The organism is Streptomyces sp. DH-12, from assembly GCF_002899455.1.
Classification (GTDB): domain Bacteria; phylum Actinomycetota; class Actinomycetes; order Streptomycetales; family Streptomycetaceae; genus Streptomyces.
The window spans coordinates 3,914,511-3,926,749 of sequence record NZ_PPFB01000001.1 but is presented as its reverse complement, the minus strand read 5'-3'; the positions used below and the strand labels follow the sequence as shown (position 1 = coordinate 3,926,749).

General features: G+C 68.9%; 14 protein-coding genes. 5 read left to right on the top strand and 9 right to left on the bottom strand.

Translation table 11 applies throughout. The features are described from left to right. Positions 1 to 124 precede the first annotated feature (124 nt). The 5 genes from C1708_RS16490 to trxA all read left to right on the top strand — a co-directional run bounded on the left by C1708_RS16490 (position 125) and on the right by trxA (position 5,018). The gene (locus C1708_RS16490) at positions 125 to 1,822 is read left to right on the top strand and encodes a protein kinase family protein (RefSeq protein WP_106413400.1); all 1,698 of its coding nucleotides are present in this window, start codon (positions 125 to 127) and stop codon (positions 1,820 to 1,822) included. Positions 1,823 to 1,848: 26 nt separating this feature from the next. Further along, a complete protein-coding gene (gene sigM / locus C1708_RS16485) occupies positions 1,849 to 2,574 on the top strand; it encodes an RNA polymerase sigma factor SigM (protein WP_106413399.1) in 726 nt (241 codons plus the stop codon). After that, positions 2,571 to 3,485 carry an anti-sigma factor family protein gene (locus C1708_RS16480; protein ID WP_106413398.1) on the top strand — a complete coding sequence of 305 codons (915 nt, stop codon included), beginning with the start codon at positions 2,571 to 2,573 and terminating at the stop codon, positions 3,483 to 3,485. Before sigM ends, C1708_RS16480 begins: the two co-directional genes overlap by 4 nt. Before the next feature lie 193 nt (positions 3,486 to 3,678). Further along, positions 3,679 to 4,647 carry a thioredoxin-disulfide reductase gene (gene trxB, locus C1708_RS16475; protein ID WP_106413397.1) on the top strand — a complete coding sequence of 323 codons (969 nt, stop codon included), beginning with the start codon at positions 3,679 to 3,681 and terminating at the stop codon, positions 4,645 to 4,647. A 38-nt stretch (positions 4,648 to 4,685) separates the two neighbouring features. Then, the gene (gene trxA, locus C1708_RS16470) at positions 4,686 to 5,018 is read left to right on the top strand and encodes a thioredoxin (protein ID WP_003991504.1); all 333 of its coding nucleotides are present in this window, start codon (positions 4,686 to 4,688) and stop codon (positions 5,016 to 5,018) included. 86 nt (positions 5,019 to 5,104) lie between these two features. Here trxA and C1708_RS16465 read toward each other — a convergent pair whose 3' ends face one another. From C1708_RS16465 to rpmH, 9 genes are all read right to left on the bottom strand, one after another. Further along, the gene (locus C1708_RS16465; protein WP_106413396.1) at positions 5,105 to 5,722 is read right to left on the bottom strand and encodes a GNAT family N-acetyltransferase; all 618 of its coding nucleotides are present in this window, start codon (positions 5,720 to 5,722) and stop codon (positions 5,105 to 5,107) included. Positions 5,723 to 6,038: 316 nt separating this feature from the next. Continuing rightward, the gene (locus C1708_RS16460) at positions 6,039 to 7,139 is read right to left on the bottom strand and encodes a ParB/RepB/Spo0J family partition protein (RefSeq protein ID WP_106413395.1); all 1,101 of its coding nucleotides are present in this window, start codon (positions 7,137 to 7,139) and stop codon (positions 6,039 to 6,041) included. Further along, the gene (locus tag C1708_RS16455) at positions 7,136 to 8,212 is read right to left on the bottom strand and encodes a ParA family protein (RefSeq protein ID WP_106416332.1); all 1,077 of its coding nucleotides are present in this window, start codon (positions 8,210 to 8,212) and stop codon (positions 7,136 to 7,138) included. Before C1708_RS16455 ends, C1708_RS16460 begins: the two co-directional genes overlap by 4 nt. 365 nt (positions 8,213 to 8,577) lie before the next feature. After that, a complete protein-coding gene (gene rsmG, locus C1708_RS16450; protein ID WP_106413394.1) occupies positions 8,578 to 9,297 on the bottom strand; it encodes a 16S rRNA (guanine(527)-N(7))-methyltransferase RsmG in 720 nt (239 codons plus the stop codon). A 119-nt stretch (positions 9,298 to 9,416) separates the two neighbouring features. Then, positions 9,417 to 9,929, bottom strand: a complete 513-nt coding sequence (locus tag C1708_RS16445) for a Jag family protein (RefSeq protein ID WP_106413393.1) — start codon at positions 9,927 to 9,929, stop codon at positions 9,417 to 9,419. A gap of 15 nt (positions 9,930 to 9,944) precedes the next feature. Next, positions 9,945 to 11,207 (bottom strand): membrane protein insertase YidC, encoded by a 1,263-nt coding sequence (yidC, locus tag C1708_RS16440; protein WP_106413392.1) that lies wholly within the window; start codon positions 11,205 to 11,207, stop codon positions 9,945 to 9,947. 3 nt (positions 11,208 to 11,210) lie between these two features. Then, positions 11,211 to 11,585, bottom strand: coding sequence for a membrane protein insertion efficiency factor YidD (yidD, locus tag C1708_RS16435; RefSeq protein WP_106413391.1), 375 nt, complete (start codon positions 11,583 to 11,585; stop codon positions 11,211 to 11,213). Then, the gene (gene rnpA / locus C1708_RS16430; protein WP_106413390.1) at positions 11,582 to 11,953 is read right to left on the bottom strand and encodes a ribonuclease P protein component; all 372 of its coding nucleotides are present in this window, start codon (positions 11,951 to 11,953) and stop codon (positions 11,582 to 11,584) included. The genes yidD and rnpA overlap by 4 nt, the downstream gene beginning before the upstream one ends. A 21-nt stretch (positions 11,954 to 11,974) precedes the next feature. After that, positions 11,975 to 12,112: a 50S ribosomal protein L34 gene (gene rpmH, locus C1708_RS16425; RefSeq protein ID WP_003956500.1), complete on the bottom strand. Its 138-nt coding sequence runs from the start codon at positions 12,110 to 12,112 to the stop codon at positions 11,975 to 11,977. Between the last annotated feature and the right edge of the window lie 127 nt (positions 12,113 to 12,239).

Genomic DNA, 12,239 nt, shown 5'->3' with positions numbered 1-12,239 from the left:
AACCATCATCGGCCCCCGCGTGTCGTGCATAGCGGCGGACTGTGGGCACAATTGGGTTCGGCGTCGGACTGCGCGCGACGGACGCCGGGCCGACGCGCATCGGATGGGGAGGCAGGGAACGACGGTGGCGGAACGGAGCACAGCTGCCGTCGACGTGGCAGACGACAGCGGCGAGCAGTCGCTGACCGCGGAGGCGGACCAGTCCACGGCCGACGGGGTGGCCAAGAACCGGGAGCGGGACACGGACAACGACGAGGCACAGGAGAACACCGGGACCGAGGGCCCCGCGACGACCTCGCCACCCGAGCTGCACAGCGGCCACAAGCTGGCCAGACGCTACCGCCTCGAGGAGTGCGTCACCCGTCTGGACGGGTTCAGCAGTTGGCGTGCCGTGGACGAGAAGCTCCGCCGTGCCGTCGGCGTGCACATCCTGCCCGCGGACCACTCGCGCGCCCGGTCCGTACTGGCCGCAGCCCGCTCCTCGGCCCTGCTGGGCGACCCGCGCTTCGTGCAGGTCCTGGACGCCGTCGAGGAGGACGACCTCGTCTACGTCGTCCACGAATGGCTGCCCGACGGCACCGAACTGACCACCCTCCTCGCCTCCGGCCCGCTGGAGGTGTACGACGCCTACCAGATGGTCAGTCAGGTTTCGAGCGCCATGGCGGCGGCCCACCGCGAGGGTCTCGCCCATCTGCGGCTCAACCCCAACGCCGTCCTGCGCACCTCGACCGGTCAGTGGCGCGTCCGCGGTCTCGCCGTCAACGCGGCGCTGCGCGGCGTCAGCTCGGACACCCCCCAGCGCACGGACACCGAGTCGATCGGCGCCCTGCTGTACGCGGCGCTGACCCAGCGCTGGCCGTACGAGAACGACGCCTACGGCATGTCAGGTCTGCCGAAGGACATCGGTCTGATCCCGCCCGACCAGGTCCGGGCCGGCGTCCACCGCGGCCTGTCCGAACTGGCCATGCGCGCCCTCGCCAACGACGGCGCCACCGCCTCCCGCCACGAGTCGCCGTGCACCACGCCGGAGGAGCTGGTGAAGGCGATCGGCGAGATGCCCCGCATCCGTCCGCCGGAGCCCGCGTTCACCGCCCCGCCGGACTACCAGCGCACCACGTATCAGCAGGGCTCCTACGCGCGCCCCACCGTTCCCTCCCGCCCCGCCCAGCCGACGCCGGTGCCGCCCCCGCCGCTGCAGAGCCGCACCGGCAAGGCTTTGAAGTGGGCCGTCTCGGCACTGCTGATCGCCGCGCTGGGGCTGGGCAGTTGGCAGCTCGCGGACGCCCTCATGGACCAGGGCGGCACGGCCGATGACACCAAGACCCAGACGACCGAGGGCGAGGACAAGAAAGCCCCGAAGCCGGTGCGCGGCAAGCCGATCGCCATCTCGGAGCTGCACGACTTCGACCCGTTCGGCTCGGACGGGTCCGAGTACCCGGAGAACCTGCCCAAGATCCTGGACGGCGATCCGACGAGTTACTGGCAGACGAGCTACTACGCGAGCTCCGACTTCGGCCGTCTGAAGCCCGGTGTGGGAGTCGTCGTCGACCTCGGCAAGAGCCAGGACGTCGGGAAGGTCACCGTCACCTTCATCGGCAGCACGTCCGTCGAGCTCCGTGCCGCGCCCGGCGACGCGGAGTCCCGGCCAACCTCCTTCGACTCGTACAGCAAGGTCGCCGAGGGGTCGGGCGCCGCTGTCTCCCTCGCGCCCAAGAGCACGGTGAAGACCCGCTACCTCCTGGTCTGGCTGACCGACCTCCCCCTGCAGGCCGACGACGGCCGGTGGCGTGGCCGGATCGCGGACATCAAGGTGACCAGCTGAGGGACCGCGTCGAGGGAGGGGATCCGATGGCGGACGGGGCCGCACACGACGGAGTGAGCGATCAGGATCTGCTCACCCGGCACGTCGACGGCGATCCCGACGCCTTCGGCGAGCTCGTGCGGCGGCACCGCGACCGGCTCTGGGCCGTGGCCCTCCGGACGCTGCGGGACCGCGAGGAAGCCGCCGACGCCGTCCAGGACGCCCTCGTCTCCGCCTACCGGGCCGCCCACACGTTCCGCGGCCAGTCAGCTGTCACCACTTGGCTGCACCGCATCACGGTGAACGCCTGCCTGGACCGTGCGCGCAAGGCCGCCTCCCGGAAGACGGCGCCGGTTGACGACACCGAGCGCCTGGAGCAGCTGCTCGAACCGCACGAGTCCGCCTCGGCGCCCGCGGAGCGCAACGATCTGCACCGCCAGCTCATCGAGGCGATGGGCACCCTTCCGCCCGACCAGCGGGCGGCGCTCGTCCTGGTGGACATGCAGGGCTACCCGGTCGCCGAGGCGGCCCGCGTCCTCGACGTGCCCACCGGCACGGTCAAGAGCCGGTGCGCCCGGGGCCGCGCGAGACTCCTGCCTCTGCTCACCCACCTGCGCCCCGGGGGCGCAGGTGAGGAGGAGGGCAGAGACAGGGGACGGAACCGGAGAGGGGGGACACCCGTCCCACCCGCAGCGGGTCCGCGGCGACCGGACCCGCCCGACACAGGATCGAACGACCCGGCTGCAGTGAAGGGCGGAGGTGGGCGAGCGTGACGTCGACGACCGACAAGGCGGAGCACCCGGACGTCGCGGAGATCTCCGACCTCACCGAGGGTCTCCTCCCGGCGGACCGCAGGGAGGACGTCCGGAGGCATCTGGACCAGTGCGAGCTCTGTGCCGACGTCCACGCCTCCCTCGAGGAGATCCGAGGACTGCTCGGCACGGTTCCGGGTCCGCCGCGGATGCCGGAGGATGTCGCGGGGCGCATCGACGCGGCCCTGGCCGCCGAGGCGCTGCTGCACGCCACGGCACCCGTGACCGACGAAGAGGACGAGAGCGTCATCCTCGGTACGACCGCGGCCGAGAGTGAACCGTCTCATGTTTCACGTGAAACATCGGCGCCCTCCGACCGGCCCGCGGGCCGCCCCCGCTCCTCGGCCACGGGACCGGGCCGCAAGCCCCGGCTGCGGGGCAGGAGCCGCCGGGCCGTCGTCCTGGGCACAGCGTTCACCGTGGCCGCTCTCGGCTTCGGATCCGTGGTGCTGTCCTCACTGAACGACGGCGGAGGCCCGGACGAGGAACACCGGACGACCGCTGCGGACACCTTCGCCGAGGGGAAGCTGGAGAAGCAGGTCACCGATCTGCTCGCACGCAGCCCGCAGCAGGACAAGGCAGCCCGCTCCCCGCACACCTTCGGCATGGAGTCGGATTCCTCCGGCGCGAACCCCCGGGTGCTGACGAAGCCGGTGGTCCCGGAGTGCGTCCAGGAGGGCATCGGCCGCAACGACGCCGCGCTGGCCACCGAGCAGGGTGTCTATCAGGGGAAGGCCGCCCTGCTCGTCGTGCTGCCCGACGCCTCGGACGCCACGCGCGTGACGGCCTACATCGTCGACGCGACATGCGTGGAGAACGCGTCCCCGTCCTCCGCCGCGAAGGTCTTGCTGGAACACACCTACGCACGCTGACCGCACACGCGTGGTCTTGGTTCCGCGTGGTATCCCGTACGGTGTGTGGCCCCGGCGTGCCGTCGGAGCACCGTCTGCGTGTGCCCGGGCACGGCGGGAATGCGGGCCCCTTAGGATCCGTTGGGTGGGGTGAGAGTTCCGAAAGAAGCTCCCACCGGTCGAATGACGCAGACCAGAGACGAGGAATCTAGCCGTGAGCGACGTCCGTAACGTGATCATCATCGGCTCGGGGCCCGCCGGCTACACGGCGGCGCTCTACACCGCCCGCGCGTCGCTGAAGCCCCTGGTGTTCGAGGGCGCTGTCACCGCCGGCGGTGCGCTGATGAACACCACCGAGGTGGAGAACTTCCCCGGTTTCCAGGACGGCATCATGGGCCCGGAGCTCATGGACAACATGCGGGCCCAGGCGGAGCGCTTCGGTGCCGAGCTGGTTCCGGACGACGTCGTGGCTGTCGATCTGACCGGTGAGATCAAGACCGTCACGGACACCGCCGGAACGGTCCACAAGGCGAAGGCCGTCATCGTGACGACCGGGTCGCAGCACCGCAAGCTCGGACTGCCCAACGAGGACGCCCTCTCGGGTCGCGGTGTCTCGTGGTGCGCCACCTGTGACGGCTTCTTCTTCAAGGACCAGGACATCGCCGTCATCGGCGGCGGTGACACCGCCATGGAAGAGGCGACCTTCCTGTCTCGCTTCGCCAAGTCCGTGACGATCGTCCACCGCCGAGACACCCTGCGCGCCTCCAAGGCGATGCAGGAGCGCGCCTTCGCCGACCCGAAGATCTCGTTCGTCTGGGACAGCGAGGTCGCGGAGATTCAGGGCGACCAGAAGCTTTCGGGTCTGAAGCTGCGCAACGTCAAGACGAGTGAGCTCTCCGACCTGGCGGTGACCGGCCTGTTCATCGCGATCGGTCACGATCCGCGCACCGAGCTCTTCAAGGGCCAGCTCGAGCTGGACGAGGAGGGCTACCTGAAGGTCGACGCGCCCTCGACGCGCACCAACGTCACGGGTGTCTTCGCGGCCGGCGACGTGGTGGACCACACCTACCGCCAGGCGATCACCGCGGCCGGTACCGGCTGCGCGGCAGCCCTCGACGCGGAGCGCTTCCTCGCTGCGCTCGCCGACGAGGACAAGGCCGAGCCCGAGAAGACCACTGTCTGATCCACTCTCCCCACGCACCAACGATTAAGGAGCCCGCTGTGGCCGGCACCCTGAAGAACGTGACCGACGACTCCTTCGAGCAGGACGTCCTCAAGAGCGACAAGCCTGTCCTGGTGGACTTCTGGGCCGCCTGGTGCGGTCCGTGCCGTCAGATCGCTCCGTCCCTCGAGGCCATCGCTGCCGAGTACGGAGACAAGATCGAGGTCGTCAAGCTCAACATCGACGAGAACCCGGGCACGGCCGCCAAGTACGGCGTCATGTCGATCCCGACCCTGAACGTCTACCAGGGCGGTGAGGTCGCCAAGACCATCGTCGGCGCCAAGCCGAAGGCCGCGATCGTCCGCGACCTCGAGGACTTCATCGCCGAGTAGTGACGGGCGCCTCGACGGCGGTGCATGTTTCACGTGAAACACGAATGGGTCGACCCGCTTGGGTCGGCCCATTCGTGTGAGCGAGGTCAGAGCGGACGCAGGGCCGGCTCCTTCTGCACCGCCCCGAGCAGTCGGTCGAGTGCCATCTCCACGTCTTCCTTCCAGGAGAGCGTCGATCTCAGCTCCAACCGCAGCCGGGGATAGGCGGGGTGCTGACGGACCGTCTTGAAGCCCACGGCGAGCAGATGGTCCGCGGGCAGCACACAGGCCGACTCCTTCCACCGGGCGTCGCCGAAGGCCTCGATCGCCTTGAAGCCCCGCCGCAGCAGATCCTTCGCCACTGTCTGGACCATCACGCGGCCGAGCCCCTGCCCCTGGTAGTCGGGGAGGATGAACGCGGTCATCAGCTGCACCGCGTCGGGGGACACCGGGCTGGTGGGGAACGCGGTGGAGCGGGGCACATAGGCGGGGGGCGCGTAGAGCACGTAGCCCACGGGCACCTCGTCCACGTAGACGACGCGTCCGCAGGAGCCCCAGTCGAGAAGGACGGCCGAGATCCAGGCCTCCTTCTCGAGCTCTGCGGTGCCCGCCTTTATCGCTGCCTCGCCGCTGACCGGGTCGAGCTCCCAGAAGACACACGAGCGGCAGCGCTGGGGGAGGTCCGGAAGGTTGTCCAGCGTGAGCGGTACGAGCCGACGGCCCATGAAGGCTGTTCCTCGCTTCCTTGGCCCGCTGCCACACGGGCGGCGGTCAGAGCACTCCGTTCTCTGAGCAGGCTGCCGATGAAGCCACTGACGACGCCCACCCCCAGCCCCGCACTCATCAGTCCGGTGCGGCTCGTCATTCGCATGGCCCCTGCCTAGCTCTCAGAGGTGTTGCCGGGTGGATGCGCCATATACGAACGCATCGTATCCATGAAGCGATTCCCTCGATACCGGCACAAGGCAAAGGGCGGGCCGTGTCCGGTGCGTACCGGACACGGCCCGCCCTGGCCGGCTTCAGGCCGGGCGGAGCGACTCCTCAGGAATCGGTCTCCTCGGCGTCGCTCTCGTCCACGAGGCTCTTCTGGAGCACCGGGCCCTCTCCGGGGGCGAGGGTGCCGAGGATGCGCTCCAGGTCCTCCATCGAGGCGAACTCGACGGTGATCTTGCCCTTCTTCTGACCGAGGTCGACCTTTACCCGCGTCTCGAAGCGATCCGAGAGGCGCGTCGCCAGTTCGGACAGGGCTGGCGACACCCGGGCGCCCGCACGGGGGCCCTTGGACCGCTGAGCCTTCTGAGGCCGCGAGCCCATCAGGGTCACGATCTCCTCGACGGCCCGTACCGAGAGGCCCTCGGCCACGATGCGGTGAGCCAGACGGTCCTGTTCCTCGGAGTCCTCGACGGACAGCAGCGCGCGGGCGTGCCCGGCGGAGAGCACTCCGGCGGCCACCCGGCGCTGAACGGTCGGGGACAGCTTCAGCAGACGCAGGGTGTTGGACACCTGCGGGCGGGACCGGCCGATGCGGTCGGCCAGCTGGTCGTGCGTGCAGTTGAAGTCCTTGAGCAGCTGGTCGTAGGCGGCAGCCTCTTCCAGCGGGTTCAGCTGGGCACGGTGCAGGTTCTCCAGCAGCGCGTCCAGGAGGAGCTTCTCGTCCTCCGTGGCCCGCACGATGGCCGGGATGGCGTCGAGTCCGGCCTCACGACAGGCACGCCACCGGCGCTCGCCCATGATCAGCTCGTAGCGGCCGCTGCCCGCCTGCCGCACGACGACGGGCTGAAGCAGACCGACCTCCTTGATGGAGGTGATCAGTTCGGCCAGAGCGTCCTCGTCGAAGACGTCACGAGGCTGCCGCGGGTTCGGCGTAATGGCGTCGAGGGGGATTTCAGCGAAGTGCGCCCCCATCGGCGGGGCCGGCACCGAAGAACTCGCGGCTGCGGCCTCCTCCGTTTCACGTGAAACAGAAGCCAGCGTGGTCACCTTCGCGGCCGCCACTCCGCGCTCGTTCGGCAGTACCGGAATCGCTGCGGGCGACGGGGAGGCCGTCCCGCCCACCGCGGCCGGGGACACCGTCTTCTCTGTCGGGGCAGCGGGGATCAGTGCTGCGAGCCCACGACCCAGCCCCCTCCGTCGCTCACTCACTGCACGCCCTCCACCATGTTCGGATCAGTCTGCTGTGCGCCGATGTGCGCCTGCGACGCGTCGTACCGGACTCCGACGCCTCTCAGCGCGATCTCGCGTGCCGCCTCGAAGTACGAGAGAGCACCGCTCGATCCAGGATCGTAAGTCAGCACCGTCTGCCCGTAGCTCGGGGCCTCGGAGATACGGACGGAACGGGGGATGCTGGTGCGCAGGACCTCGTCGCCGAAGTGGGTGCGCACTTCCTCCGCGACCTGGGAGGCGAGCCGCGTCCGGCCGTCGTACATGGTGAGCAGGATGGTCGAGACGTGCAGAGCGGGGTTGAGGTGCCCTCGGACCAGGTCGACGTTGCGCAGCAGCTGCCCGAGTCCTTCCAGCGCGTAGTACTCGCACTGGATCGGGATCAGCACCTCCTGGCCTGCCACCAGGGCGTTGACCGTGAGGAGGCCGAGCGACGGCGGGCAGTCGATGAGGATGTAGTCCAGCGGCTGCTCGTAGGCCTGAATGGCCCGCTGCAGTCGGCTCTCCCGTGCCACGAGCGACACCAGCTCGATTTCCGCACCGGCAAGATCGATGGTGGCGGGGGCGCAGAAGAGGCCCTCGACATCGGGGACGGGCTGGACGACCTCTGCCAGTGGCTTGCTCTCCACCAGCACGTCGTAGATGGAGGGCACCTTGGCATGGTGGTCGATCCCCAGAGCGGTGGATGCGTTGCCCTGCGGGTCGAGGTCGATCACCAGGACACGGGCGCCGTGCAGAGCGAGCGAAGCAGCCAGATTGACGGTGGTCGTCGTCTTTCCGACACCGCCCTTCTGGTTGGCGACCACGATGACGCGGGTCTGCTCGGGCCGCGGCAGCCCTTCTCCGGCACGACCCAGAGCCTCCACCGCCAGTTGGGCAGCGCGACCGATGGGAGTGTCGTCCATCGGAGGCGGTGTTTCACGTGAAACATCCGCCCCCGTCGATTCGGTACGGGGACCGGGGACCGGATCGGTCATCGGTCCCGCGATGTTGGCGTCGGACCGCAAGGATTCACTCTCCTCGACTTCAGGCTCGCAATGAACAGAGCCTCCCATGCCTTCGGGGTCGCGAACCAGTGAGGTCTGACGTTCTGTGGAGAAATCCACCTCTGTGGACAACTCCGTACCTCGTGGAGGGGACGACTCGTGGGGAGCTGAGCTCTCGTCGAGGGAGCCGAGAGGCTTCCGTTCACGAGGTTCGGCCGCAGCGCGGCCCCGACTGATGATGCCGTGCAGCAGTGAGCGACGTTTCACGTGAAACACGATGCACAGCAGCGGAGGCGGCACTGCCGCGACACTCCGGCATGCGCGGGTTGGGCAGCTTGTGTGGAGTACGCCCGGCCTCGACGGCCGGGCGCGTCGTCCCGATGCGTGACATTGCCGCACCGGAACCCTCGCGCTCCACAGCGAGGGACATACGGCTATCCGCGTCGGCGCCGGGCCCGTCCGGTGCGGGCGGCCTTGGCGCGCTTGGCGGCGAAGCGCACACCGCCGGGGCTCTCTCCGACCTCGACCCGTACCACTGTGGACATGGGGTCCACCACGCCCTCACCCACGTGCACGATCGACGTCGTCACGGCCCCGAGCTTGGTCAGTGCGGTGGCAGCGCTCTTCAGCTCCTCCTCCGCGGTGTCGCCCTTGAGCGCAAGCATCTCCCCGTACGGCCGCAGCAGGGGGATGCCCCAGGTGGCCAGGCGGTCGAGCGGCGCCACGGCACGTGCGGTCACCACGTGCACCGGAGGCAGCTTGCCCATGACCTCCTCGGCGCGTCCGCGCACAACGGTCACATGCTCCAGGCCGAGCAGCTCCACGACCTCGGTCAGGAAGTTGGTGCGGCGGAGCAGCGGCTCCAGCAGGGTGATTTTCAGGTCCTCCCGGACCAGAGCGAGCGGGATGCCCGGCAGGCCGGCCCCCGAGCCGACGTCACACACGGTGACACCCTCGGGTACGACCTCCGAGAGCACCGCGCAGTTCAGCAGATGCCGCTCCCACAGGCGGGGCACCTCACGCGGGCCGATCAGACCGCGCTGGACGCCCGCCTCGGCGAGCAGCTCGGCATACCGGACTGCGTCCGCGAAGCGTTCACCGAACACCTCGCGGGCCTGCTCGGGCGCGGGGGGAAGCTCCGCTGCCTCCGTCACGGGGGACCGTCCTTCCGTACCGTGCCGACGCGGACGCCGGCACCAGAACCAGAACTATCAGGCTGACAAAGAGCGGCCCCGCCTGCGCAACAGACGGGGCCGGTGGAACGGTGAGCCGATCAGGCGGGAAGCACGACGACGAAGCGCTGCGGCTCCTCGCCCTCGGACTCACTGCGCAGGCCCGCCGCCTTGACCGCGTCGTGCACGACCTTGCGCTCGAACGGGGTCATCGGGTCGAGCCGCACGGGCTGACCGCTGCTCTTCGCCTCGGCCGCGGCCTTGGCGCCCAGATCGGCCAGCTCGGTGCGTTTGCGGGCGCGGTAGCCGGCGATGTCGAGCATCAGGCGGCTGCGGTCACCGGTCTCCCGGTGGACCGCGAGGCGCGTGAGCTCCTGAAGGGCCTCCAGCACCTCGCCGTCACGGCCGACCAGCTTCTGCAGATCGCGGCTGTCCGTGTCGCTGATGATCGAGACAGAGGCGCGGTCGGCCTCGACGTCCATGTCGATGTCGCCGTCGAGGTCGGCGATGTCGAGCAGACCCTCCAGGTAGTCCGCCGCGATCTCACCCTCCTGCTCCAGGCGGGTCAGGGTGTCTGTGCCCTCGGCAGCGGCCGCGGTGGTGCCTTCCGTCACGGGATGGACTCCTTCTTACTTCTTCGACGGGGACTTGGGCCGCTGCGGGCCCTTGCGCTGTCCGGACTGGGCCCTGCTGCGGGTGCCGTTGCCGGCGGGCTTGGCGTTGCCCTTCTTGGCAGCGGGCGTGGCGTCCTGCGGATCGTCGGCCTTGGTCAGCGAGGTGGGCTCACCCGCCGGCTTGGCCACGCCGGCCTGGCGCTTCGACTTGGGCTGCCGCTTGGGCTGCTGCCGCTTGGGGGCGACGGTGGTCGTCGTACCGCCCTCGGCCTGGGCGGCGGCGCTGCTCTCGCTCTTGATCACAGTGCCGTCGGCCTGGGCGGCGAGGCCGGCTTTGTTCAGGCCGTTGATGAACTTGCGCTCGTGCTCGTTGCGGTCCCGGCCCTTGGCGACGATGGCCTTGACGATGGCCCGCTGGCCGCGGCCCCGGGTCCCGCCGTGGGTGGTGACCTTCTTGTGGAGGCGCTCGAGGTAGGCGGCCTGAGCCTTGGAACCCGGGGTCGGGTTGTTGTGGATGACGTACATCTGCTGGCCCATGGTCCACACGTTGGTGGTCAGCCAGTAGACGAGGACACCGACCGGGAAGTTGATGCCGAAGACGGCGAAGATGACGGGGAAGACGTACATCAGCATCTTCTGCTGCTGCATGAACGGCGTCTTCACCGTGGTGTCGACGTTCTTCGTCATCAGCTGGCGCTGCGTGTAGAACTGCGACAGCGACATCAGGACGATCATGATCGCCGTGACGACACGCACATCGGTCAGCGACGAGTTCAGCGCCTCGACCTTGTCCGGGCTGTCCGTGAACTTCGCGGCGAGCGGGGCACCGAAGATGTGGGCCTTCTGCGCGCTCTCCAGCAGTCGCTCGTTGATCACGCCGATGGTGTCGTTCGACGCGATGCTGTTGAGCACGTGGTAGAGGGCGAAGAAGAACGGCGACTGCGCCAGGATGGGAAGACACGAGGAGAGCGGGTTGGTGCCCGTCTCCTTGTAGAGCTTCATCATCTCTTCGGACTGGCGCTGCTTGTCGTTCTTGTAGCGCTCCTGGATCTTCTTCATCTCCGGCTGGAGCGTCTGCATGGCACGCGTCGCCTTGATCTGCTTCACGAAGAGCGGGATCAGGCAGATGCGGATGAGAATCACCAGGGACACGATGGACAGGCCCCAGGCCCATCCTGTGTCAGGCCCGAAGAGGGAGCCGTACACGCTGTGGAACTGGACGATGACCCAGGAGACAGGTGTCGTGATGAAGCTGAAGAGGCTGGCAATCGTGTCCACTAATCATGCTCCTTGGGCATGGGACGAGGTCTCTGCGGCCGGGCCCGAGGGACTCGTAGGACGTGTGGGAGAAGCCTGCCCGTCGGTGGCCGGTTCGGCGGCGGAGGTCCCGCCCTTGCGTGCACGCCAGGCGTTGCGCAGCATTTCGTGCCACCGCGGACGCCTGCGCGGCGGGACATGGTCCACGCCGCCCAGCGACCACGGATTGCACCGCAGGATGCGCCAGGCCGTGAGTGCTGTTCCCTTGACGGCACCGTGCCGGTCGATGGCCGTGTAGCCGTAGTGGGAGCACGACGGGTAGTACTTGCACACCGGGCCCAGCAGTGGACTGATCGTCCACTGGTAGAGCTTGATCAGGGCCAGCAGCGGGTACTTCATCGCGCGCCCCCTCCCAGCAGCCGCTGCAGAGCGGCGTCCAGGTCTCGGGCCAGCTGTGCGTGGTCGGCGTCGCCCGCGGCGGGCAGCGCTCGTACCACTACCAGGCTACCGGGGGGCAGCTGGTCGACTCGTTCGCGCATCAGATGGCGAAGCCTCCGCTTCACCTTGTTGCGCACCACCGATCCGCCCACGGCCTTGCTCACGACGAAACCCGCACGCGTCGGGGGAGCGCTCTCCCCAGGCGCATGCGGGTCCGTTGCACCGCTGTGAAGGTGGACGACGAGGCACTGGCGCCCGGCCCGGCGTCCTCGTCGTACCGCGGTCGCGAAGTCCTCGCGCCGCCTCAGCCGGTTCTCGGTGGGCAGCACGACGTCATGACCTGACCGGGATCAGGCGGACAGACGGGCGCGACCCTTGCTGCGGCGGGACGCGAGAATCGCGCGGCCGGCACGGGTGCGCATACGCAGCCGGAAGCCGTGGGTCTTGGCGCGACGACGGTTGTTCGGCTGGAAGGTGCGCTTGCTCACTCGGGGGCTCCAGAAAGAATCGGTGTTTGCGGGGTGCCGTCCTGGCTGTCACCGTGCGCCCACGAGTAGCTCGCGTTACGCCCGAGTGCACCGCTGACCGATCATCTTGCGCGATCTGTGCCCATCG